The 24,324-nt window shown below is 71.3% G+C and carries 15 protein-coding genes and 1 pseudogene; 7 read left to right on the top strand and 9 right to left on the bottom strand.

The features are described 5' to 3' along the window. Window positions 1-42: 42 nt before the first annotated feature. Both H180DRAFT_RS26365 and H180DRAFT_RS26360 read right to left on the bottom strand, forming a co-directional pair. Window positions 43-546 (bottom strand): annotated as a pseudogene (locus tag H180DRAFT_RS26365) (TolB family protein); the annotation flags it as partial. Between the two features lie 169 nt (window positions 547-715). Next, the gene (locus tag H180DRAFT_RS26360) at window positions 716-1,624 is read right to left on the bottom strand and encodes a LysR family transcriptional regulator (RefSeq protein ID WP_055488653.1); all 909 of its coding nucleotides are present in this window, start codon (window positions 1,622-1,624) and stop codon (window positions 716-718) included. Between the two features lie 245 nt (window positions 1,625-1,869). Between H180DRAFT_RS26360 and H180DRAFT_RS26355 the strand changes: the two genes are divergently transcribed. Next, window positions 1,870-2,835: an aldo/keto reductase gene (locus H180DRAFT_RS26355; protein WP_107097777.1), complete on the top strand. Its 966-nt coding sequence runs from the start codon at window positions 1,870-1,872 to the stop codon at window positions 2,833-2,835. Between the two features lie 118 nt (window positions 2,836-2,953). Here H180DRAFT_RS26355 and H180DRAFT_RS26350 read toward each other — a convergent pair whose 3' ends face one another. Together H180DRAFT_RS26350 and H180DRAFT_RS26345 are read right to left on the bottom strand one after the other, a co-directional pair. Further along, window positions 2,954-3,781 (bottom strand): aldo/keto reductase, encoded by an 828-nt coding sequence (locus tag H180DRAFT_RS26350; protein ID WP_055488651.1) that lies wholly within the window; start codon window positions 3,779-3,781, stop codon window positions 2,954-2,956. 115 nt (window positions 3,782-3,896) lie between these two features. After that, the gene (locus tag H180DRAFT_RS26345) at window positions 3,897-4,799 is read right to left on the bottom strand and encodes a TIGR03619 family F420-dependent LLM class oxidoreductase (protein ID WP_055488650.1); all 903 of its coding nucleotides are present in this window, start codon (window positions 4,797-4,799) and stop codon (window positions 3,897-3,899) included. Between the two features lie 307 nt (window positions 4,800-5,106). Between H180DRAFT_RS26345 and H180DRAFT_RS26340 the strand changes: the two genes are divergently transcribed. Then, window positions 5,107-5,685 (top strand): TetR/AcrR family transcriptional regulator, encoded by a 579-nt coding sequence (locus H180DRAFT_RS26340; RefSeq protein WP_055488649.1) that lies wholly within the window; start codon window positions 5,107-5,109, stop codon window positions 5,683-5,685. A gap of 320 nt (window positions 5,686-6,005) precedes the next feature. Then, window positions 6,006-7,895, top strand: a complete 1,890-nt coding sequence (locus H180DRAFT_RS26335; RefSeq protein ID WP_055488648.1) for a propionyl-CoA synthetase — start codon at window positions 6,006-6,008, stop codon at window positions 7,893-7,895. 193 nt (window positions 7,896-8,088) lie between these two features. Here the strand turns inward: H180DRAFT_RS26335 and H180DRAFT_RS26330 are convergent, their stop codons facing one another. Together H180DRAFT_RS26330 and H180DRAFT_RS26325 are read right to left on the bottom strand one after the other, a co-directional pair. Then, window positions 8,089-8,922 (bottom strand): endonuclease/exonuclease/phosphatase family protein, encoded by an 834-nt coding sequence (locus H180DRAFT_RS26330; RefSeq protein WP_079100428.1) that lies wholly within the window; start codon window positions 8,920-8,922, stop codon window positions 8,089-8,091. Between the two features lie 97 nt (window positions 8,923-9,019). Continuing rightward, window positions 9,020-10,936 (bottom strand): ABC transporter ATP-binding protein, encoded by a 1,917-nt coding sequence (locus H180DRAFT_RS26325; RefSeq protein WP_079100427.1) that lies wholly within the window; start codon window positions 10,934-10,936, stop codon window positions 9,020-9,022. A gap of 272 nt (window positions 10,937-11,208) precedes the next feature. Between H180DRAFT_RS26325 and H180DRAFT_RS26320 the strand changes: the two genes are divergently transcribed. After that, window positions 11,209-14,172, top strand: coding sequence for an FAD-binding and (Fe-S)-binding domain-containing protein (locus tag H180DRAFT_RS26320; protein WP_055488646.1), 2,964 nt, complete (start codon window positions 11,209-11,211; stop codon window positions 14,170-14,172). Between the two features lie 94 nt (window positions 14,173-14,266). Here H180DRAFT_RS26320 and H180DRAFT_RS26315 read toward each other — a convergent pair whose 3' ends face one another. Both H180DRAFT_RS26315 and H180DRAFT_RS26310 read right to left on the bottom strand, forming a co-directional pair. Then, entirely contained in the window at window positions 14,267-15,634 is a 1,368-nt protein-coding gene (locus H180DRAFT_RS26315) for an alpha-amylase (protein WP_055488645.1), read from the bottom strand. Between the two features lie 287 nt (window positions 15,635-15,921). Further along, window positions 15,922-16,704, bottom strand: coding sequence for a L,D-transpeptidase family protein (locus tag H180DRAFT_RS26310; protein ID WP_175437832.1), 783 nt, complete (start codon window positions 16,702-16,704; stop codon window positions 15,922-15,924). Window positions 16,705-16,939: 235 nt separating this feature from the next. On the opposite strand from H180DRAFT_RS26310, the gene H180DRAFT_RS26305 reads away from it, so the two are divergent. Both H180DRAFT_RS26305 and H180DRAFT_RS26300 read left to right on the top strand, forming a co-directional pair. Then, window positions 16,940-18,856, top strand: coding sequence for an ABC transporter transmembrane domain-containing protein (locus tag H180DRAFT_RS26305; protein ID WP_055488710.1), 1,917 nt, complete (start codon window positions 16,940-16,942; stop codon window positions 18,854-18,856). Then, window positions 18,853-20,739, top strand: coding sequence for an ABC transporter ATP-binding protein (locus H180DRAFT_RS26300; RefSeq protein ID WP_079100426.1), 1,887 nt, complete (start codon window positions 18,853-18,855; stop codon window positions 20,737-20,739). Before H180DRAFT_RS26305 ends, H180DRAFT_RS26300 begins: the two co-directional genes overlap by 4 nt. Before the next feature lie 71 nt (window positions 20,740-20,810). Here the strand turns inward: H180DRAFT_RS26300 and H180DRAFT_RS26295 are convergent, their stop codons facing one another. Continuing rightward, complete coding sequence (locus tag H180DRAFT_RS26295) at window positions 20,811-21,605, bottom strand: metal-dependent hydrolase (protein WP_055488708.1); 795 nt, start codon at window positions 21,603-21,605, stop codon at window positions 20,811-20,813. A gap of 181 nt (window positions 21,606-21,786) precedes the next feature. Here H180DRAFT_RS26295 and H180DRAFT_RS26290 point away from each other — a divergent pair, with 181 nt between their 5' ends. Beyond that, window positions 21,787-24,315 (top strand): DEAD/DEAH box helicase, encoded by a 2,529-nt coding sequence (locus H180DRAFT_RS26290; protein ID WP_055488644.1) that lies wholly within the window; start codon window positions 21,787-21,789, stop codon window positions 24,313-24,315. Window positions 24,316-24,324 lie beyond the last annotated feature (9 nt).

The raw sequence follows: 24,324 nt of genomic DNA, 5'->3' as shown, positions 1-24,324 counted from the left end.
CAGTCAACAGGCTCCCGCCGGCCCGCGGGTAACGGACCGCCCGGGGCCGTGGGTGCGCTGCCGCAGTCCGGAACCGTCCGGGCGCAGCGTCCACAGGTGGAACTGGCCGCCCTTGAAGGCGCAGACGGCCAGTTGACTGCCGTCGGGCGAGAACTCGGGGCGGGTCGGCTCGAGTTCGGGATCCGTCAGCGGCACGGCGCGTCCGCCCTTGCGCGGCACGGACCACAGGATGTTCTGCACCTCCGCGACGAGCCGGTCGCCGCCGGGTGCGAGGGTGGCCGCGCCGTTCGTGGCGGCGGTGAAGGAGAGCGTGACGCGGGAGGCGGAGCCGGAGAGCGCGGCGGACGGAACCGCGGCGGCGGAGCCCGGTGACCCCACGTCGGTGCCGGCGGCGGCCGCGCCCGCGGCGGCCGTGGTGAGGAAGCGGCGGCGGGAGAGGCGTGCGGCCCGGGAGAGCGGGCTGCCGGGGTGTCCGTGCTCCGGCGCAGGCCCGGGGCCTTCCGGTCCGGCGGCGGCCGGATGGTCGGCGGGTTCTGCGGATGTCATCGGCCCTCCCGGGCACCGGTCCGGCGTGGGGTACCGCGGGAGGAGTGGGTCGTGTGCGTTCCCGGACGCGGCAGGTCACCGATGGTGTCCACGGCGACGGCACCGGTCAACACTGCGCGCCCGCACGACTGTTGGGCCTGGGGCCCGAGCGGGGCGGCGGCGCTCCGCGTCACGACGGGGGCTTGTCCGCCTCGCTGCGCTGGAGGTCCAGCAGGGCGCAGAGTTTCCGTGCGGCGGGGCTGGCCGCGTCCCCCGTCGGGCGCGCGAGCGAGACCTCCCACACCGGCTGCGGCCCTTCCGCCAGCGGCACGGCGCACACGCCCGCGGCCTGGGGTTTGCGTGCGAAGTGGCGCGGTACGACGGCCACTCCGAGGCCCTGCTCGACCAGTTCGATGAGGCTGTGCACGTCGTTGACCTCCAGGGCGACCTGCCGTTCCACGCCGGCCGCGGCGAAGGTGCGGTCGGTCAGCTGCCGCACGCCCCAGTCGGGCTGGAAGTCCACCAGCGCCTCTCCCTTGAGCTCCGCCCATCGCGCCGCCTCTCCTCCGGCGAGTGCGTGCCCCGGGTGGCACAGCAGGACGAGCGGTTCCCCGGTCAGCGGCGTGAGGTGCACGCCCTGCGGGGGCGGGCCGCACAGGGCCACGAAGGCGAGGTCCAGCCGGCCGGCGCCGACGTCCTCGGCCAGCCGGCGCGAACCGGCCTGCCGCAACCGGATCTCCACCTGCGGATGCGCCGCACGGAAGCGGGCCAGCAGCCGCGGCACGTGTACACCCGCTATGCACTGCTCGGTGCCGACGGACAGGGTGCCCCGCAGGAGCCCCTGCGCCGCGGCGACGGCCTCCTTCGCTGCGCGGACGCTCGCCAGCGTGCGGGTCGCCTCGTCCAGCAGTGCCCTGCCGGGCCCGGTCAGCTCCACACTGCGGGTGGTCCGCACGAACAACTTGGCGCCCAGCTCCCGCTCCAGCGCCCGCACGGACGCCGACAGGCCGGACTGGGAGACCACGAGCCGCTCGGCGGCGCGGGTGAAGTGCCGCTCCTCGGCGACGGTGACGAAGTACTCGAGATGCCGCAGTTCCATGATTGAGAAGGCTAGCTGCTGAATCTGTTCACTTTCTTCTATTGGACGCCCAGCCCGTGGCGGGCGAGGCTGGAGCGGTCCACCACAGCGCGGCCTGCCGGTCCCGTCGCCGCCCCTTCCGGACCGGTCCCCTCCGGCCGAGCCCCCTCCGGCCGGGCCCCCTCCGGCCGGGCCCCCTCCGACAAGCCACGCAACACCCGAGGAGAGACTCCGTGTACGCAGCCGACGACGGCCGTTACGAGACGATGCCCTACCGCCGCAGCGGCCGCAGCGGGCTTCGCCTCCCGGCGATATCCCTGGGCCTGTGGCACAACTTCGGCACCGACCGGCCGCTGGAGCGCCAGCAGGCCATCGTCCGCCGTGCCTTCGACCTGGGCGTCACACACTTCGACCTTGCGAACAACTACGGTCCGCCGCCCGGTGCGGCGGAGACCGCCTTCGGCCGCATCTTCCACCAGGACCTGCGCCCCTACCGGGACGAGATCCTCGTCTCCACGAAGGCGGGGCACCTCATGTGGCCCGGTCCGTACGGGGAATGGGGTTCCCGCAAGAGCCTGCTGGCCTCCCTCGACCAGAGCCTGGGCCGGACGGGTCTGGAGTACGTCGACATCTTCTACTCGCACCGGCCCGACCCGGACACGCCGCTGGAGGAGACGATGGGCGCACTGCACAGCGCAGTGCGCCAGGGCAAGGCCCTCTACGCCGGGATCTCCAACTACTCGCCGGAGCAGACTCGCGAAGCAGCCCGCATCCTGCGGGAGTCGGGCACGCCGCTGCTGATTCACCAGCCGCGCTACTCGATGCTCGACCGGGGGCCGGAGCAGGGCCTGCTGGAGACCCTGACGGACGTCGGAGCCGGCTGCATCGTCTTCTCGCCGCTTGCTCAGGGCCTTCTCTCCAGCCGCTACCTCGACGGGGTACCGGAGGGGTCGCGTGCGGCGGGGGCGAGCCCCTTCCTCAGCGGTGAGCAGATCACGGCCGAGACGGTCGCGATGCTGCGCGGCCTGAACGAACTGGCCCGTGAGCGCGGGCAGTCGCTGGCGCAGATGGCACTGGCATGGGTGCTGCGCGACAGCGTCACATCGGCCCTCGTGGGCGCGAGCAGCCCGGAACAGCTCGCGGACAGCGTCGCCGCGTGCGGGAATCTCGGCTTCGGGGACGACGAACTGGCCCGCATCGAAGAACTGTTGGCGCAGGGCCCGTCGCTCTGACACACCCCGGCGGAACCGGGCAGCGGAACGCGCCGCCCGGTTCCGCCGCCCGCGGTCCCGGGCAGCGTTGCCTCGCCGGACGTACTCACGCCCCGAGGCAGGCCCGTCCGGCGCCCGGTCAGTTGAAGGTGTCGGGGTCCGGCCCGACGCGCGCGCCGGTCTCGAGGGTTCCCATGGAGGCGAGATCCTCGTCGTCCAGTTCGAAGCCGAAGACGTCGATGTTCTCCCGGATGCGCGCCGGCGTGGCCGACTTGGGGATGACGACGTTCCCCAGCTGGATGTGCCAGCGCAGCACCACCTGCGCCGGGCTCCTGCCGTGCTTCTCCGCGATTCCGGTCACGACCGGGTCCACGAGCACACCGTTGCCCCGGCCCAGCGGCGACCACGCCTCGGTGGCGACGCCCAGCCCCGCGTCGAACTCACGCAACTCCCGTTGCTGGAGGCGCGGATGGAGCTCGATCTGGTTGACGGCGGGGACGATGTCGCTCTCCTCCCTGAGCCGGCGCAGGTGAGCGGGCTGGAAGTTGGAGACGCCGATCGCCCGGGCCCGCCCCTCGGCATGAATCTTCTCCAGGGCCCGCCACGTCTCGACGTACAGATCGCGCGCCGGGAGCGGCCAGTGGATGAGGTAGAGGTCGACGTGGTCCAGGCCCAGCTTCTCCAAAGACGTGTCGAATGCCTTCAGGGCGGCGTCGTGGCCCTGGTCGGTGTTCCACAGCTTGGTGGTCACGAAGAGCTCTTCGCGCGGGATTCCCGACTCGGCGAGGGCGCGGCCGGTGCCGGCCTCGTTCCGGTAGAGGGCGGCGGTGTCGATGCTGCGGTAGCCCGCTTCCAGCGCGGAGGCCACCACGCCGTGCGTCTCGTCCTCCGGTACCTGGTAGACACCGAAGCCCAGCTGCGGCATGCGGATTCCGTTGTTCAGGGTGACTTCGGGGATCGTGCTCACGTGGCGTACCTCGGCTCCTCGGTTCCGTGTGTCAGCGGATGTCGCGGACCCTTGCCCGCACCACTCTACGGAATGCTCGGTTCCGCTCAGCTGTCGCGCAGGCCGCCTTCCGGGCTCAGCTCCGCAGATCGCCGAGTACGTCTTCAGCGAGGGTCTCCAGCAGCTCCTCGTCCTCCTTCTGCGGCCGCATCGAGGCCGGTTCACCGCGGTAGGTGTCGAAGAGGACGTGCGTGGCGCCCAGTTCCGCGAGCCCGTCCAGGTCGCTGTTGACCTGGCTCAGAGTGCCCTGCCCGGCCAGGCGGGTCTCCTCCGGCAGCGGCGAGGCCGTAAGCCTCAGCGGCAGCCGCGGCGCGAACTGCGGTACAGCCCTGCCCTCCTCCTCGGCGATGCGGCGCAGCGCGGGGAGCCCCGCGTCCCGGTAGAAGCGCATGCTCTGGTTGAGCGGATGCCATGCGTCCCCGTGGCGGACGGCGCGGCGCATGGCGGCCGTGGTGCCACCCCCCACCCACACCGGAGGTATGCGCACCGGCAACGGGCCGGTGGCGACGTCGTCGAAGGAGACGAACTCACCGTGGTGGGAGATGTTCTCGCGCCGCCAGGCCTTGGCGAGGACCTCCAGATACTCGTCGGTGATCGCTCCGCGCCGGCGGTGATCCACGCCGAGCGAGCGGTACTCGCTCTCGCTCCAGCTCACCCCGACACCGAGGATGAGGCGTCCGCCGCTGAACCTGTCGATGTTCGCAGCCACGCGGGCGGTCAGCAGGGGATGCCGGAATGGCAGCACGGTCACCGTGGTGCCCAGCTCGATGCGCTCGGTCTGCCCGGCGAGCCAGGCCAGAGTCGTGAACGGGTCGTAGAACGGCGCCTCGTACTGCTCGGCGACCTCGGGCGTGACCGCCACATGGTCGGAGATCATCGCGAAGTGGAAGCCTCGTTCCTCGGCGTACCGGGCCCAGCGCAGCAGCGTGTCCGGGCCCGTGCCCGTGCCGAAGTTGAGGATGTTGACGCCGTATCGCACCGCACTCTTCCTTCCCCCGGGCCCTGCCTGCGCGGGCGAAGCCGCGGCAGTGCGCCCGCAGTTGGCCGGCGGACAGCCCGCGCACCGCTCCGCGCGCCCCCGCCATGCGCCGCATGGCGCGGGAGAGCGCGGAGCGGTGCACCCCCCGCCTGCCGAGGGTGAGCCGTTCGTCCAGGCGGCCCCCCAAGCAGCCGACCGGACATTCGACCGGTGCGGCCCGCCTGGCCGAACAGCTGGAGAACGACCGTTCTCGCTCGCGCAGAGTACAGTGCGCGAGGATGGTTCTTCAAGTGTCGAAGAGGCGGCCATGGATACCGAAGTCCCAACAAGCACAAGGGTGTTGGATGCTGCGGACGCCCTCTTCTACGCGCACGGCGTGCAGGCCGTCGGCATCGACCGCATACGCGACTCCTCCGGGGTCTCCCTCAAGCGCCTGTACCAGTGCTTCCCGTCCAAGGGCGCCATCGTGGAGGCCTATCTGCGGCGCCGCGACAAGATCGCACGAGGCGCCATCGAGGAGCACATCGCCGGTTACGACACGCCCAGGGAGCAGCTGCTCGCCCTGTTCGAGTGGCTCCATGCCTGGTTCCAGCAACCCGGCTTCCGAGGCTGCGCGTTCAACAACGCCTTCGGTGAACTCGGCAGCGGCTCCGAGTCCGTCACCCGGGTCGTCAGGGAGCACAAGGCGGCACTGCGCGCCATCTTCCGCCGCCTGGTCGAGGGAACCGGAGTCCCCGACCCCGAGCGCGTGACAAGCCAGATCATCGTGCTGTTCGACGGAGCGATCACCGTGGGAACGGTCAGCGGATCGCCCGAGGCCGCCCTGGAGGCCCGTGACGCGGTGAGCGTCCTTCTCGACGCCCGCATGCCCGCCTCCGGCGACTGACCGGCGGCGCCGACCACCGGCCGGCGCAGCACGGGAGCGATCCGACGGCCGTTCCCCCCGCGCGCCGGGACGACCGGCCCCCTCCCTCCGACCGGCTCGTCCCCTGCCGGCACAGCGTTCCGCACAGCCCACTGGCAGCCGCGAGGCTGACCGCCGCGTTCCCCGGCCGTATCGTCCCCGTATCGGCGGGCGACGAGCGGCGGGCCGCACACCCCCGGCTGCGGCACCGGCCATGGTTCCGTCCCGGCGGGGCACGCTCACCGTCGGACGACAACGGGCAAGCGGGCGGCGCCGCAGGGCCGCCCGGAAGGAGGACCACGGTGGGCCACTACGAGGAGATCTTCCGTGCGAGCGTCTCGGACCGGGAGAGGTTCTGGCTGGATGCGGCCGGCGCGCTGGACTGGGACAGGGCGCCGTCGCGGGCGCTGGACGATTCACGGCCGCCCTTCTACCGCTGGTTCCCCGACGGGGAGTTGAACGTCTGCCACAACGCTCTCGACCGCCACTGCGAGGCCGGTCACGGCAGCCGGGCGGCGCTGATCCACGACTCGCCCGTCACGGGCACGAAGACCACCTACACCTACGAACGGCTCCGCGACGAGGTCGCCGTCTTCGCGGGCGTACTGCGGGATGCCGGCGTCTCCGTGGGCGACCGGGTCGTGATCTACATGCCGATGGTCCCCGAAGCCGCCGTCGCGATGCTGGCCTGCGCACGTCTGGGCGCGGTGCACTCCGTCGTCTTCGGCGGGTTCGCTGCGAAGGAACTCGCGGTGCGGATCGACGACGCCTCCCCCACCGTCGTGGTCTCGGCGTCCTGCGGCATCGAGGGATCCCGCGTCATCGAGTACAAGCCCCTGCTGGACCAGGCGATCGAGATGGCCTCGCACACGCCGGCGCGCCAGGTGATCCTGCAACGCCCCCAGGCCGAGGCCGCGTTGGGGGCGACGGACGTGGACTGGGTGCAGGCCTGCGCGGCGGCCTCGCCGGCGGACCCGGTGACCGTACGCTCCACCGATCCGCTCTACGTCCTCTACACCTCCGGGACCACAGGCAAGCCCAAGGGCGTCGTGCGCGACAGCGGCGGATACGCCACGGCGCTGGCCTGGAGCATGTCCAACGTCTACGACGTGGGGCCGGGGCAGACACTGTTCACCGCCTCCGACGTCGGCTGGGTCGTCGGGCACTCCTACATCGTCTACGCGCCGCTGCTGGCGGGAGCGACGACGGTGCTCTACGAGGGCAAGCCGGTCGGCACCCCGGACGCAGGACAGTTCTGGCGCGTGGCATCCGAGTACGGCGTGCGCTCGATGTTCACCGCGCCGACGGCCTTCCGGGCGCTGAAGAAGGAGGACCCGGACGGCGAACTGGCCCGCCGGTACGACCTGTCGTCGCTGAAGTACCTGTTCCTGGCGGGTGAGCGCCTCGACCCGGAAACCTACCGCTGGGCCTCGGAACTGCTGGACATTCCCGTCATCGACCACTGGTGGCAGACGGAGACGGGCTGGCCGATCGTCGCCAACCCGGCAGGCATCGAACTGCTGCCGGTCAAACCGGGATCACCGACGAAGCCGCTGCCCGGCTGGGACATCCAGGTGCTCGACGGGGAGGGCAAGCAGGTTCCGCCGGGCACCAACGGTGCCATCGTCGCGAAGCTGCCCATGCCGCCGGGCGCGCTGCCGACGCTGTGGAACGACGACGAACGGTTCGTGCAGTCCTACATGTCGGCCTTCGACGGGTACTACCTCACGGGAGACGGCGGCTACCTCGACGAGGACGGCTATCTCTTCGTGATGGGACGCACGGACGACGTCATCAACGTTGCCGGCCACCGCCTGTCCGCCGGCGGCATGGAAGAGGCACTGGCCGGCCATCCGGACGTCGCGGAGTGCGCCGTCATCGGAGTCGCCGACGAGATGAAGGGACAGGTGCCGCGCGGTTTCGTGGTGCTCAAGTCCGGCATCGACGCCACCGGCGAGGGCTACGAGGAACAACTCCGGAGCGAACTGGTGCAGTTGGTGCGGGACCAGGTCGGGGCCGTGGCCTCGCTCAAGGACGTCGCCGTGGTGCCCGCGCTGCCGAAGACCAGGTCGGGGAAGATCCTGCGCAAGTCCATGCGGAGCATCGCCGACGGGACCGACGAGCCGGTGCCCAGCACGATCGACGACCCGGATGTGCTCGAAGCGCTGCGGCCGACGCTGCGCAAGCAGTGACCTGACGGCTCCCGGCCCCGGAGTGGGATCCGAAGGCCGGGAACCGCGGTGGTGCCGGATCCGGGGCGCCCCTTCCGCGCATGCCGGGCGGTACGGGCCGGTGCGTGGACCGTCCGCATGCCGTGCGGCACTCGGGCCGTGTTCTCCGGTCGTCAGTACGGCGGCCCGTGGTGGAGGTGCGGTCGACGGCCCCTCAGGCGTTGCCGAGGTCGAGTGTCGCCACGACCGGGAAGTGGTCGCTGGGGTGCCGGCCCTCGTGGGTGAAGGTGCTGATCCGGGCGGAGGTCGTGCGGACACCGGGCGAGGTGAGGATCCAGTCGATGCGGGATCCGCTCGCGGACATGCCCGAGTAGTCGTGCCACGTGTGGTGGTCCTCGCCGCGCCGCCCGGCCGGCGCGGCGGTGAAGGAGTCGGTCAACCCGCCGTCCTTCACGAGGATTTCGTGGACACCGCCGCCGCCCGGCACGGGAGGAACGTTGAAGTCGCCCGTCAGGACGCACGGGAGGCCCGGCTCGAACGGCGGCAGCGGGGCCTTGGGTCCGCGCATCTGCTGGAGAAGCAGCCGGGCACCCGCAAGCCGGGCCTCCTCGCTCACGTTGTCCAGGTGGGTGTTGAGGGCGTAGAACTCCCCGCCGCCCTCCCGGTCGCAGAAACGCACCCAGGTGACCATGCGCGGCGAGCCGGCACCGGGCCACTTCTGCCCGACCGCGTACGGGTCCGGGGCGATCCAGAAGTGCTCGTACTCCACGGGGTACAGGCGGCCGGCGTCGTAGAAGACCGCCATGAACTCCCCCCGGCTGCCGCCCTCCCGGCCCAGGCCGATCCAGTCCCAGCTCCTGCCGGAATGCTGCAAGTCCTCGTGAACGTCCCGCAGTTGACGGTGCAGTCCCTCCTGGGTGCCGACGAGGTGGGGTGCCTCCTCCCGCAGCAGGGCCGCCACCGCGGGGCGGCGCTGCTGCCAGGAATGCGGGGCGGCGGGGTCGTAGTCGGCGAAGCGCAGGTTGAACGTCATCACGCGAAGCTCCATGCGACATGCGTACCACCGCCTCCCACCGGGCCTGTATCCGGCAGGTGCCCGGCCCCGCTGCACGCCTGCCCGGCGGCGGTCAGTGCACGGGGGCCGGTCAGTGCACGGAGACGTCGGCCGGGGAGCCGTCCTGCGCGGGCTCCGGCGCGGAACCGGACGGCGGCCCGGACCGGGTGGTGCGGGCCGGACCGGTCCGGCCGGGTGCCGCCTCGCCGACGCGGGCGTCCCGCCGCACCAGGGCCGCGTACCGCCCGTCGGCGGCGAGCAGTTCGGCGTGCGTGCCGCGCTCGGCGATGCGTCCCGCTTCCAGCACGACGATCTGGTCGGCGTCCCTGACGGTGGAGAGCCGGTGGGCGATGGTGAGGGTGGTGCGGCCCGCGGACAGGGCGTCGACGGCCTGCTGCACGGCGCGCTCGGTGCGGGTGTCCAGTGCGCTCGTCGCCTCGTCCAGGATGAGCACGGGCGGGTCGCGCAGGATCGTGCGGGCCAGCGCGAGGCGCTGCTTCTCACCGCCGGAGAAGCGGTGGCCCCGCTCGCCGACGAGGGTGTCGTAGCCGTCGGGCAGCGCCTCGATGTGGTCGTGGATCTGGGCGGCCCGGGCAGCGGCGTGCAGCTCCTCCGGGGTCGCATCCGGCTTGGCGAAGCGCAGGTTGTCGGCGACGGAGGCGTGAAAGAGGTAGGTCTCCTGGGAGACCACGCCGACAGCACGGGCGAGGGTGTCGAAGTCGAGGTCGCGTACGTCGACGCCGTCGAGTGTGACGCGGCCGCCTGTGACGTCGTACAGGCGCGGCACGAGGTGGCCGAGCGTGGTCTTGCCCGAACCGGTGACGCCTACGAGGGCGAGGGAGGTGCCCTCGGGCACGGTGAGGTCGATGCCGTGCAGGGTGGCGGGAGCGCCCTTCCCTCCGTAGGCGAAGTCGACCTGCTCGAAGCGGACTTCGCCCCGCACGCGCTCCAGCCTGACGGGCGAGGCGGGCTCCTCGATGTCGACGGGCAGGTCGAGGTATTCGAAGATGCGCTGGAAGAGAGCGAGCGAGGTCTGCATCTCGACGCCCGTCGAGAGCAGTGAGACGGTCGGCCGCAGCAGCCCCTGCTGGAGGGTGACGAAGGCGACGAGCGTGCCGATGGACAGGCCGGGCCCGCCGAAGTGGACGAGCAGCCCGGCCGTCCAGTACAGCAACGCCGGGATGGCTCCCATGACGATTGCGATGACCGACATCCGCCAGCGGCCCGCCATGTGGGAGCGGACCTCCAGCCCGAGCAGCCGCTCCGACTCGCCTGCGAAGTGACGGGTGAGGGAGTCCGCCCGGCCCATCGTCCGCCCGAGCAGAATGCCGCTGACGGACAGCGATTCCGTGACGAGGGCGGACATGGCGGCCATCTGTGCCTGCCGCTGCGTGGTGATGCGCTTGCGCTCCCGGCCGACGCGGCGGCTGATCCACACGAAGAACGGCAGGAGCAGCAGTGAGGCGGCCGTCAGCCGCCAGTCCAGGGCGAGCATGGCGGCGACGGTGGCGACGACGCCGGTGAGGTTGGAGACGAGGGAGGTCGCGGTGGAGGTGACGGTCGCCTGCATGCCGCCGATGTCGTTGGCGATGCGGGACTGCACCTCGCCGGTGCGGGTGCGGGTGAAGAACGCCAGCGGCATCCGCTGGAGCTTGGCGTAGACGTCGGTGCGCAGGTCGTGCATGACGCGCTGTCCGACGGTGGTCGACAGATACGTCTGCAGCACGTTGAAGACGCTGCTGACGACCGCGATGAGGATCAGTCCGAGCGCGAGCAGGCTGAGCAGTCCGGTGCGCCGGCCGGGGATGGCGACATCGAGGATCTCCCGGAGCAGGAACGGGGAGGCCACGGAGACCAGCGAGGAGGCCCCGACCAGTAGCCCGACGACGGCCAGCCGTCCCCTGTAGGGGCGGAAGAGGCGCAGGATGCGCCTCAGTTGCCGGGGCTGCTGCCCGGCGGCGTCGCCGTCCTTGTGCGGTGGGGTCCACCCGGTGGTGTCGTGGTGCAACGGGCTCCTCGGCGTTCGCGTTTCGGGGCTGCGACCGATGCGGACGGCCGGTCCGGGTTCCCGGTCCGGCGTTCCCGGTCCGGGTTCCCGGCCCCGTCCTCGGTTCCCGTCCGCGGCTTCCGGGACGGGGCCCGAGGCTGGGTCTGCAACGGTCATCCGAGACTACGCGCCCTCCGCGGAGCCGCCGAACACGGAATCCGGCCGGAACAGGCCCCCGTGTCTGCCCCTAGCATGGGCCGCACACCCGTCCGTGCGCCCTCCCAGGAGAGACCATGCCGCTGCTCGACCCAGGACACGGCGCCCTGCGGCCCCGCACGGGCTCCGGCCACGTTCCCGCGCACGACCGGGTCCCGGAGGATCTTGCGGACGGCACGCCCCAGCCGCTCCGTGACGACCTGATCCGGCTGCTGGACGCGGAGAAGGTGCTGTGGAAAGTCTCCGACCTGGTGCGTTACGCCTCGGACGCCAGCCCGTACCGCTTCGTGCCGCAGGTCGTCGTGGTCGCCGAGGACACCGAGGACGTCTCGGCCGTGCTCTCCTACGCCCGGGAGAACGGGCGTCAGGTCGTCTTCCGCGCCGCCGGCACATCCCTGAACGGGCAGGCGCAGGGCGAGGACATCCTGGTCGACGTGCGCCGTCACTGGGCGGGGGTCGAGGTCCTCGACGAGCACGGTGCCCGTGCCCGCATCGGCCCCGGCACGACCGTGGTGCGGGCCAACGCCTCGCTGATGCCCTACGGCCGGCGGCTGGGCCCGGACCCGGCGAGCGCGATCGCCTGCACCGTCGGCGGCGTCGTCGCCAACAACGCCTCGGGCATGACCGCCGGCACGGACGGCAACTCCTACCGCACCCTCGCCTCGCTCACCTTCGTCCTGCCGTCCGGCACGGTCGTCGACACCGCCGCGCCGGACGCCGACGAAGCCCTCGCGCTGGCCGAACCCGCCCTGTGCGAAGGCCTCATGGCGCTCAAGGCCGACATCGAGGCCGACGCGCAGCTCACCTCCCGCATCCGCGCCAAGTACGAGCTGAAGAACACCAACGGCTACCGTCTCGACGCCTTCCTCGACGGCGAGACCCCCGTGAGCATTCTGCGCGGTCTCGCGGTGGGCTCCGAGGGCACGCTCGGCTTCATCTCCGAGGTCGTCTTCGACACGCTGCCGCTGAACCGGCACACCTCGACAGGGCTGCTGTTCTTCCCCTCGCTGGCCGCGGCGGCCGCCGCGGTGCCCCGCTTCAACGAGGCGGGCGCCATGGCCGTGGAGCTGATGGACGGCAACACGCTGCGGGCCTCGGTCAGCGTGGCGGGCGTCCCGGCGGACTGGGCCGGCCTGCCGAAGGGGACGGCCGCGCTGCTGGTGGAGTTCCGGGAACCGGACGAGGCGGCGCAGCGGGAGCGGGAGCGTGAGGCGTCCGCGGTGATGGCGGACCTCGAACTGGTCGCGCCCGTACCGTCGGTGACCAACACCTTCACACGTGACGCGAAGACCATCGGCTTCTACTGGAAGGCGCGCAAGGCCTTCGTCTCGGCGGTCGGCGGTTCCCGGCCGTCCGGCACGACGCTGATCACGGAGGACTTCGCCGTGCCGCCCTCGCGCCTCGCCGAGGCGTGCGAGGCGCTGCTGGCCCTGCAGGAGCGGCACGGCTTCGACGCCGCCGTCGCCGGGCACGCCGCTCACGGCAATCTGCACTTCCTCCTCGCGTTCGACGCCGCCGACGAGGACGACGTTGCTCGCTACGCGGCGTTCATGGACGAGTTCTGCCGGCTGACGGTCGAACGCTTCGACGGCTCGCTCAAGGCCGAGCACGCCACCGGGCGCAACATCGCGCCCTTCCTCCAGCTGGAGTGGGGCGCGCGGGCCACCGAGCTGATGTGGCGCATCAAGCAGACCGTCGACCCGGCGGGCGTGCTCGCGCCGCGAGTGCTGCTGGACCGCGACCCGAAGGCTCATCTGCGGGGGCTGAAGTCGATCCCGAAGGTCGAGGCCGTGGGCGACCCGTGCATCGAGTGCGGCTTCTGCGAACCGGCCTGCCCCAGCGGGGACCTGACGACGACGCCCCGTCAACGCATCGTGCTGCGCCGGGAGATGCTGCGCCAGCCGGCCGGGTCCGCCGTGAACGAGAGCCTGCTGGAGAGCTACGGCTACGACGCGGTCGACACCTGCGCGGGAGATTCGACGTGTGCCCTCGCATGTCCGGTCGGCATCGACACCGGCGCGATGATGAAGGACTTCCGGCGCCTGCGGCACTCGCCACGCGCGGAGCGCAACGCGGAGCGGGCCGCCCGGCGCTTCCGTGTCGTGGAGCGGGCGGCCCGGCTGGCGCTGGCCGCGGCGGACACGCTGCGCCGCAGGGTGCTGCCGCGCCGGGGCGACCGGCTGCTCGCGTCACTGACGGGTGCCGCCCGCAAGGCCGTGCGACCCGACCTCGTCCCCGAGTGGCTGCCGCAGCTCCCCGCGGCGGCGGCCGGGCGGCTGCCCGCCACGGACCGCCACGGCGCCGCGGCCGTCTACTACCCGGCGTGCGTCAACCGCATCTTCGGCGAACCGCACGGGTACGAAGGCCCGTCGCTTCCGCAGTCCGTGGTGATCGTCTCGGCGCGGGCGGGGCGGCCGGTGTGGATTCCCGACGACGTCGTGGGCACCTGCTGCGCGACGATCTGGCACTCCAAGGGCTACGCGGCGGGGAACGCGCTGATGGCGAACCGGATCGTGGAGGCCGCCTGGCGCTGGACGGACGGCGGCCGGCTCCCGCTGGTGGTCGACGCCTCCTCCTGCACGCTGGGCATCGGCGAGGAAGTCGTGCCGTATCTCAGCCCCGCCAACCGCAGTCTGCACGAACGTCTGACGGTGATCGACTCCGTCGCGTGGGCGGCGCAGGAGCTGCTGCCGCGGCTCACGGTGGAACGGCGTCAGGAATCGGCGGTGCTCCACCCGGCCTGTTCCACGCAACACCTCGGCGGGGTCGAGCAGTTGCGCACCGTCGCCGAGGCGTGCGCCGAGGAGGTCGTCGTCCCGGTGGACGCGCGCTGCTGCGGTTTCGCGGGCGACAGGGGCATGCTGCACAAGGAACTCACCGCTTCCGCGACGGCGCGCGAGGCGGCCGAGGTGACCGCCCGGGACTTCGACGCGCACCTGTCGTCGAACCGGATGTGCGAGGTGGGCATGGACCATGCGACGGGAGGCCGCGGCTACCGTTCGGTGCTGCTGGAGCTGGAGCGGGCCACGCGGCCCGAGTGACCTTCCAGAACCGCTCCCGGCGGGGGCCCGGGAGCGGCCCTGGAAGGTCAGGTGGCCGTGCGCCCGCGTGGCGAGCGCGGCGGTCGTGCTGCCGTCAGGACTCGGCACCCGTGTGCAGGGCCACCACGCCCTTCGCCGGAACGGTGGTCTCCGCCTTGCCGTCGTCTCCGACGGTGACGGTGTTTCCGCCGCAGTCGTCCGGCGAGGCCTTCGCGACGTTGCAGTAGGTGCCGGCAGGCAGCGGTGTCTGGAACGTCCGCCCGACTTCCGCGTCGCCCGCGTTGAGGGCGACGAAGCCCTTTCCGGCACGTCCGAAGGACAGGGCGGAGCCCTCCGACCACCAGTCGGTCAGCTCCGCATCGCCGACGGTGTTGCGGAAGCCGACCATGCCGGTGATCTCCCGCTGCGCGTGCATGTCCGTCCAGGCTCCGTCGCCGCTGGGCGGGCCTGCGTCCTTGTCGGACCACTCGTAGCCGGAGAAGACGTTCGGCGCACCGTAGGGGTGGGCCAGCATGAAGGCGTTGGCGAGCTTGTGGAGGTCGCCGTCCTTGTAGGTGAGCGTCGAACCGTTGCGCTCGGTGTCCCAGTTGTCGACGAACGTGCGGGCCTTGCCCGAGGGCAGTTTGCCCTCCGCGATGTTCTTCAGGCCGCCCACGTCGCCGCCCTGGAAGGCGCTCTTGAGGTGCGTTCCGTAGCGGAACTCGTCCACGTCGCCCAGGCCGGTGTACTCCTCGGGCTGGACGGCCTCGCCCTCTCCGTGGATCACCTCGGAGACCCAGAAGCCGGGGTCGGACATCTTGCCCTTGATGGCCTCGACGTCCTGTGCGGACATGTGCTTCGCGGCGTCGATGCGGAACCCGTCGACGCCCATGTCCCTCAGCCCGTCGAGGTAACCGGCGATCGTGGAGCGCACCTTGTCGCTGCCGGTGTCGAGGTCGGACAGGCTGACGAGTTCGCAGTTCTGCACGTCCTCCCGGTTCTTGTAGTCGGAGATGTCCTTGCGGCAGCCGTGGAAGTCGGAGTCGCCGTAGGTGCCGGGGTAGTCGTACTTGCTGTACTGCGTCCCACCGGTGCCGGTGCCCGAGCCGGCGGCCATGTGGTTGATGACCGCGTCGGCGATCACCTTCACTCCCGCCTCGTGGCAGGCCGCCACCATGCTCTTGAACGCTTCGGCGTCGCCGAGCCGCCCGGCGATCTTGTAGCTGACCGGCTGGTACGACGTCCACCACTGCTCGCCCTTGATGTGTTCACTCGCGGGCGAGACCTCGACATAGCCGTAGCCGGCCGGACCGAGGGTTTCCTTGCACTCCTTGCCCACGTCGGCGAACGGCTTCTCGAACAGCGTTGCCGTGACGGTCTTCTCACCGGGGGGTGCAGCCTGGGACGGCCACGCGTTGAGCGCCGTGACACCGCCCGCTGCCAGGACCGCGGCCGTGCTCGCGCAGATCAGACGCTTTCTCATCGTGTGCGGCTCCTTCGTCGTCGGACACACAGGTGCCGAGGAAGGCAGCCACGCGCCAGGCCGCCGTGGGGGGTTCGGGAGGGAGCCTGCCGTCGTCCACGTGAGCACGTCAAGATGTGGAGCAAGTCTTTCCAGTCACTTTCTGCAAATTCTTGCTTGCTGCTGGACCGCAACTCGCTGCGTCGCGAGGCCACTTGCAGCAGGCACCTGTGAGTAGCAGAGGAAGTAGACGCTCGCGTACGGCACTTGGACGTTACGGAAACCAAGTGCAGCCCGTGCGGGCCGGTTCAGCGGGCGAGAGCGGCTCTGTCTCCCATGACCACCGCCGGGTGCTCGTCCGGGTCCAGCGTCCGCAGCAGATACACCATGCCGGCGCGGGAGATGCTCACACAGCCGGACGTGCCGCTGCCGTGGTCCAGGTGCAGCCAGATGCTGCCGCCCTTCTCCTTCCCCTCGGGCCGCACCGGGTCGAGCGGGGAGGTTCCCTTGTTGCGGTTGTAGTCGACGGCGATGACGTGATCGAAGTCGTGCCGTGTCTTCTTCGGCCAGTACGACGGCGGTGTGAAGGCGGCGCTCGCCGTGTAGGGCAGCTTCGCGTCCGGCGCGGGACGCACACCGCCGGCGTCGGTGAGGGTGAAGACGCCGACAGGGCTGCGCTTGTCCCCCTCACGATGGTTCCGGGTCCAGCCCCTGCGCCCGTTGTGGCCCCGCCAACTGCGCTCGGCGGTCCACTTCTCACCCTTCCTGGTGAACAGCCGCACCGTCGCCGAGGGTGAGTCCTTGCCCTTGCCGTAAACGGCCACCACCTGGCGGGTCTTGCCGGGAAGCCGCTTGTGCAGCGCATCGCTCACACCGGGGATACGGGTGGGGTCGGCCTCAGGTGCGGCGTCGCCGCCGTGCTTCCCGCTGCCCGCCTCCTTCGCGGCGCCCGCATCACCGCCGCACGCCCCCAGCGTCACTGCGAGAGCCGCCACGGCGCCCGTGAGGGCCGTCCTCGTCGTCCGGACCCCCGCCTTGCGGCTCTCGGCTGCCCGCGCGTTCCGCACCCGCTCCACCCCGGTCCTGCGCATGTCCACCATGGTCGCACTCCCCCGCACCACGCGGCGGGGGCGGCATCCACGAGCCTTTCGGAACCGGTCACTTCCGCAGGTCCGGCAGTGCGGCGGGGGTTGGTCCGGCCGGCGCACGGCGCCGGAAAACCCGTTGCGCGGCGGCACCGCCACGGTGAGAGGCTACGGAAGCGGACGCCCCCTCATCGCGCCGCACACACCGGGTCACCATTCGCACCGACCGCTCTGGGACGTCATGCACATTCGCGATCTTCCCCACTCCGACCCCGGCGTTCCCGATGTGCGGTCCGGTCCCCGCTTCCTGCTGTGGCTGGGCCGCAAGCAGCTGGGAGGCCAGGCCAAGGCGCTGGGCTGGGGCACCCTGCACATGGCCTCCGTTGCCCTCGTTCCCGCCGTGGTCGGGCTGGCTTTGCAGGCCGTTGTGGCCGGTTCGGGTGAGGGCCTGGCCGAGGCCGGTGCGCTGCTCGCCGTCATCGCCGTATCGGTCACGGTCGGCGACACGATGCTCCACCGCACGGCGATCACCAACTGGATCACCGCCGCGGCCCGTGTGCAGCAGTTGCTGGCACGCCGGACGGCGGCCCTGGGGGCGACGCTCACTCAGCGGGTCGCCGCGGGAGAGGTGGTGGCCGTCTCCACCGGCGACATCGAGAAGATCGGCTGGTGCGTGGAGTCCGCGTCACGCTTCAGCGCGGCGCTGCTGACCACCGTCGGTGTCTGCGCCGGCCTGGTCGTCTACGAGCCGCAGCTGGGCCTGCTCGTATCAGCGGGGATGCTGGTGCTGGCCGTCACGGTCCTCCCCCTGCTTCCCCGCGCCACGCGCCGCGCCGACCTGCAGCGCGAGAAGGCGGGACGGGCCACCGAGCTGGCGGCGGACACGGTGGCGGGGCTGCGTGTGCTGCGCGGCATCGGTGGCGAGGAGCTCTTCCTGGACCGCTACCGGCTCGCGTCCCAGGAAGTCCGCCGTGCTGCCGTGCGCACGGCACGAATGTGGGCACTGATCGAAGCGGTTCAGATCGCGCTCCCGGGCCTGCTTCTCGTGGGCGTCGTATGGCGCGGCGCGGGCCTCGCCCTCGACGGACGCATCGGCGTCGGCGAACTCGTCACCGTGTACGGGGCGGTGACCTTTCTGCTGTTCCCGCTGCGCCTGTTCCAGGAGTTCGCCATGGCCTACTCCTTCTCACGGCCGTCGGCGCAGCGGGCCGTCCGCGTCCTGTCCCTGCGCAGGGGCGGCAACAAGAGCGACGACCGCTCCGGGAGGGTCGCCCCCGGAACAGGAGAGGAGCCGGCGGGGGCCGCCGAGGGCGGGACGGAACCGGAGGCAAAGGAGGCTCTGGGCGGCGATCTCTACGACCCCGTGACCGGACTTCTCGCACCCGCCGGGCAGTTGACCGCCGTGGTGTGCGGCGACCCGGAGGCGGCGGGCAAGCTCGCGGACCGGCTCGGCGGCCACGCGCCGGAAGGCGACGACTGCGCATCCGTCCTTCTCGGAGGGGTGCCGCTGGACGACGTGCCGCTCGCGAGCGCCCGTTCGGCCGTGCTCGTCCAGGACAAGGACCCCGTGCTGCTGTCGGGGTCGCTGCGCGAACTGCTGGACGTGCCCAACTCCGGTGCGGTGCCGCAGCATCGCGCGCTGGAGGCCGCGCAGTGCGGCGACGTGCTGGACGCGCTGATGCAGGGCAACGCCGATCCCGGTGGCGATCCGCTCGATGCGTCCGTCACCGAACGCGGGCGGTCGCTCTCGGGCGGGCAGCGGCAGCGGCTCGCGCTCGCGCGCTCGCTGGTCACCGACCCTCAGGTGCTGGTGCTGGACGAACCGACATCGGCGGTGGACGCCCACACCGAGGCCCGTATCGCACGGTCCCTCCGCCGGGTACGGGCTGACCGTACGACGGTCGTCTTCACCTCGAGCCCGCTGATGCTGGACCAGGCGGAGCGGGTCGTCCTCGTACGCGGCACGGAGGTGCTCGCGGCGGGACCGCACCGCGAGCTGCTTCGTACGCACGCCGGGTACCGCGCCGTCGTCACGCGCGAACCGGAGAACGGTGCACGGCCCCGTGCGGGTGCCGCTGGTGCCCCCTCTTCCACTGCCCCCTCCCCCGTATCCGACGGTCCGCGCCTCGCACAGGCTGAAGGAGCAGAGCACGCATGACCGCCCCGACCACTCCGACGGGTGCCTCCGTCCCGGCCGGCTCCACCGCTCCGGCCGACACGGCTTCTGCCGGCTCTGCGGCTCCGGACGGCTCCACCGTCCGCATCGGCATCGCGCCGCCCGAATACGATCCCGCGTCGGCGGAGAATGCGACCACACTGCCCGTCGGCGGAACGGCCACCGTCCGCACCTACGTGGGTGAACTGCTGCGGCGCCACAGACGCGCCTTCATCACGCTCATCCTTGTCAACACCGTCGCGGTACTCGCGTCGATGGCGGGCCCCTACCTGCTGGGCGGGCTCGTCGAGGACCTCACCTCGGGTGGCCGCGACCTGCAGATCAGCCGCGTCGTCGGTCTGTTCCTGCTGGCCCTCGTCGTCCAGAGCCTCTTCGTGCGGGAGGTGCGGCTGCGCGGGGCGATGCTCGGCGAGCGGATGCTCGCGGACCTGCGTGAGGACTTCCTCGTCCGTTCGGTCCGGCTGCCTCCGGGTGTCCTGGAGCGGGCCGGCACCGGGGATCTGCTCTCCAGGATCACCACGGACATCGACCGCCTGGCCAACGCGATGCGTGAGGCCGTACCGCAGCTGTCCATCGGCGTCGTGTGGGCCGCGCTGCTGCTCGGGGGCCTCACGGCCACCGCGCCCCCGCTGGCGCTGGCGGTCCTCGTCGCGCTGCCGGTGCTGCTGTTCGGCTGCCGCTGGTACTACCGCCGGGCGCCCAGTGCGTACCGTTCCGAGGCCGCCGGGTACGCCGCCGTGGCGGGCGCCCTGGCGGAGACCGTCGACGCGGGCCGCACGGTGGAGGCCCACCGGCTGGGCGAGCGCCGCGTCGCGCTGTCCGAGGAGCGGATCTCGCAGTGGACGGCCTGGGAGCGCTACACGCTCTGGCTGCGTTCCGTCCTCTTCCCCGTCGTCAACGTCACCAACCTGCTGCTCGTGGCGGGGGTGCTGATCCTCGGCGGCACGTTCGTGCTGTGGGGCTGGATCGGCGTGGGACAGCTGACGACGGGCGCACTGCTGGTGCAGATGCTCTTCGAACCCGTCGGGCTCATTCTTCGCTGGTACGACGAACTCCAGGTCGCCCAGGTCTCGTTGGGGCGGCTCGTCGGCGTCCGGGAGATCGAGCCCGACTCCGGAGACAGGCTGCTGGCTCCGCAGGGCCGCGAACTGCGCGCGGACGGCGTGCGCTTCGGTTACCGCACGGGGACGGACGTGCTGCACGGCGTCACGATGCGCGTGCCGCCCGGCACCCGGGTCGCGCTCGTGGGGCCCTCGGGGGCGGGCAAGTCCACGCTCGGCCGTCTGCTGGCCGGCATCTACGGACCGCGCACGGGCGAAGTCACCCTGGGAAACGCCGAGTTGTCGCGGATGCCGGCGGATCGGGTCCGGCGGCACGTGGCACTCGTCAACCAGGAACATCACGTCTTCGTCGGTTCGCTCCGCGACAACCTGCTGCTTGCCCGCACGGGTGCGAGCGACGCCGAACTGTGGGCGGCGCTCGCAGCGGTGGACGCGGACGGATGGGCGCGCTCGCTCCCGGACGGCCTGGACAGCGAGGTCGGCTCCGGGGGGATCTTCGTCGCACCGGCGCACGCACAGCAGATCGCGCTGGCGCGGCTGGTACTGGCCGACCCGCACACGCTGGTGCTGGACGAAGCGACCTCGCTGCTGGACCCACGCGCGGCCCGGCACCTGGAACGCTCGCTGGCCCAGGTGCTCGACGGGCGCACCGTCGTGGCCATCGCACACCGGCTGCACACCGCTCACGACGCAGACGTCATCGCTGTCGTGGAGGACGGCCGGATCAGCGAACTGGGCAGCCACGACACCCTGGTCGCACAGGACGGTGCGTACGCGGCTCTCTGGCGTTCCTGGCACGGCTGAGAACACCCCGGTCACGTGCAGGCGGCACGGCGCCGGCATTCCCGAGAGCGCCGGCAGCCCCTGGGGTGGCCTCAGCCGAGCACGCCGAGCGCGAAGACCGCTCCCGCACCTCCGAGCACCATGAACAGGGGCATCAGCACCCGCGTTTCCACCCACGCTCCGGCGCGGAAACGCATGAACTCCGGCGGGCCCAGCGGATACCAGCGTTTGCCGCTTATCTTGACGGGCCACAGGATCGGGCAGCCCGAGATGGTGATCGCGTCGCCGATGTTGTGCACCAGTGCGCCGAGCACGATCGGAAGCCCGAGCCACAGGTACTCCATGCCCTGCCCGCCGAAGAGCCAGTCGGCGCCGTTGCCCGGCCGGTCGAGCTCGCCGGCGAGACTCCAGGCGCTCGTCGCACCGAGCAGCCACACCAGGATGTCGCTGGAGACGCGGGCCGCGCGCCACAGCAGGCCCTCCACCGCGAGCACCATGTGAATGAAGAGGATCACCAGCACCGCCCAGCGGCCGCCGAAGACGGCCGCCGCCGAGAATCCCGCACCCAGGAACAGCGCCCAGGGCCAGGTGTGCGTGAGGGTGCGGTGACCCCCGGAGCGGCGCCGCTCGCCCTGCCCTCGGGTGGAGTTGTAGACGGCCTCGGAGAGCTTGTCGATCACTCCGCACAGGCCGCGGGAGAAGGGACCGAAGGCCCGGGAGATGGTGGCGGCCTTGTGGTCGAGATCCGGGGCGAGTGCGGCGCCCGAGCTGATCAGGGCGCCGCCCAGGAGCACGGGCCAGGGCATCGGGTGGTCCAGCGCGGCTGCCGCGGCGCCCACCCCCAGCCATGCCGCCGCGCCCGACAGCGAATGCGCCGGTCCCATCATGTCCGTCCCCACCCCTGTAACTGCTCGCAACGACCCCGGGGCCGTGGGCTGCCCCGGCCCAACTGGCCGCCGTGAACGTACTGATCGCCCGCAGCGCTGACGCCCTGTCGGCGGCACAGCGTATCGGCAGATGATCACGGGAAGAACACCGGTTCCCGGTAGCGGGAGCAAGGAAGGCAGTATGGGGTGCGTGACAGCCACCCTCATCGATCAGATGCCGAGCGAAGCCGACCCCGACGCCCTCTACGAAGCCTTCTCCGGCTGGGCGCAGGAGAGGGGCATCTCGCTCTATCCCGCGCAGGAGGAAGCGCTGATCGAGGTGGTCTCGGGCGCGAACGTGATCCTTTCCACCCCGACAGGCTCCGGCAAGAGCCTGGTCGCCGCGGGCGCCCACTTCGCGGCCCTCGCGCGGGACGAGGTGACCTTCTACACCGCTCCGATCAAGGCCCTGGTCTCGGAGAAGTTCTTCGACCTGTGCAAGATCTTCGGCACGGAGAACGTCGGCATGCTCACCGGCGACGCTTCCGTCAACGCCGACGCCCCTGTCATCTGCTGCACGGCCGAGGTGCTGGCCTCGATCGCCCTGCGGGACGGCGCCGAGGCCGACGTCGGCCAAGTGGTGATGGACGAGTTCCACTTCTACGCCGAGCCGGACCGCGGCTGGGCGTGGCAGATCCCGCTGCTGGAGCTTCCGCAGGCGCAGTTCGTTCTGATGTCGGCGACGCTCGGGGACGTCACCCGCTTTGAGGAGGACCTCACGCGCCGCACGGGGCGCGACACCGCCGTCGTGCGCTCGGCCAGCCGTCCCGTGCCGCTGTCGTACGAGTACCGCACCACCAGCCTCACCGAGACCGTCACGGAGCTTCTGGAGACCCATCAGGCGCCGGTCTACATCGTGCACTTCACCCAGGCGCAGGCGGTGGAGCGGGCGCAGGCGCTGATGAGCATCAACATGTGCACCCGCGCGGAGAAGGACGAGATCGCCAAGATCATCGGCAACTTCCGCTTCACCACCCGCTTCGGGCGCAACCTCTCGCGCTACGTGCGGCACGGCGTCGGCGTGCACCACGCGGGCATGCTGCCCAAATACCGGCGGCTCGTGGAACGGCTCGCGCAGGCCGGACTGCTGAAGGTCATCTGCGGTACCGACACCCTCGGCGTCGGTGTCAACGTGCCCATCCGGACAGTGCTGTTCACGGCGCTCACCAAGTACGACGGCAGCCGCGTGCGCACACTGCGTGCCCGGGAGTTCCACCAGATCGCGGGACGCGCGGGCCGGGCGGGCTTCGACACCTCGGGCTTCGTCGTCGCCCAGGCCCCGGAACACGTCGTCGAGAACGAGAAGGCCCTCGCCAAGGCCGGGGACGACCCGAAGAAGCGGCGCAAGGTCGTGCGCAAGAAGGCACCGGAAGGCTTCGTCAACTGGGGGCAGCAGACCTTCGAGAAGCTGATCGCCTCCGACCCGGAGCCGCTCACCTCGAGGTTCCGCGTGACCCACGCGATGCTCCTGTCCGTCATCGCCCGGCCCGGAGACGCCTTCGCGCAGATGCGCAAGCTTCTGGAGGACAACCACGAGGACCGCCGCTCCCAGCTGCGGCACATCCGCCGGGCGATCGCCATCTACCGCTCGCTGCTGGACGGCGGCGTCGTCGAGCAGCTGGACGAGCCGGACGCCCAGGGCCGCACCGTGCGCCTGACCGTCGACCTCCAGCACAACTTCGCGCTCAACCAGCCCCTGTCCACCTTCGCGCTGGCCGCCTTCGATGTGCTCGACCCCGAATCCCCCTCCTACGCGCTGGACATGGTCTCCGTGGTCGAATCCACGCTCGATGATCCGCGGCAGATCCTGGCCGCACAGACCAACAAGGCCAAGGGCGAAGCCGTCGCGCAGATGAAGGCGGACGGCATCGAGTACGAGGAGCGGATGGAACGGCTGATGGACATCAGCCACCCGCAGCCGCTGGAGGAACTGCTCTTCCATGCCTACGGGCTCTACCGCAAGTCCCACCCGTGGGTCGGAGACCACCCCCTCTCCCCCAAGTCGGTCATCCGTGACATGTACGAACGGGCCATGACCTTCGCGGAGTTCGTCTCCTTCTACGAACTGGCCCGCACCGAGGGCATCGTGCTGCGCTACCTCGCCGGCGCCTACAAGGCCCTGGAGCACACCGTCCCCGACGAGAAGAAGTCCGAGGACTTCCAGGACATCATCGAGTGGCTCGGCGAGATGGTCCGTCAGGTCGACTCCAGCCTGCTCGACGAGTGGGAACAGCTCGCCAACCCGGAGGAGCAGAGCGCCGAGGAGGCGCAGGAGCGCGCCGACCACGTCCGGCCCGTCACCGCCAACTCCCGGGCCTTCCGGGTGCTGGTGCGCAACGCCATGTTCCGGCGCGTGGAGCTGGCGGCACTGGACAAGGTCACCGAACTGGGCGAGATGGACGCCGATTCCGGCTGGGACGAGGACGCCTGGGCCGAGGCCATGGACGGCTACTGGGACGAGTACGACGACCTCGGCACCGGCCCCGACGCCCGCGGCCCGGGCCTGCTCAGCATCGAGGAGGTCCCGGAGGAGGCTCTGTGGCGCATCCGGCAGACCTTCGCAGACCCCGACGACGACCACGACTGGGGCATCTCCGCGGAGGTCGACCTCACCGCCTCCGACGAGGAGGGACGGGCCGTGATCAAGGTGACCGACGTGGGCCGGCTGTGAGGGGCCGCC

The organism is Streptomyces sp. WMMB 322, from assembly GCF_900090145.1.
GTDB lineage: Bacteria > Actinomycetota > Actinomycetes > Streptomycetales > Streptomycetaceae > Streptomyces.
This window is presented reverse-complemented; position numbering and strand designations above follow the sequence as displayed.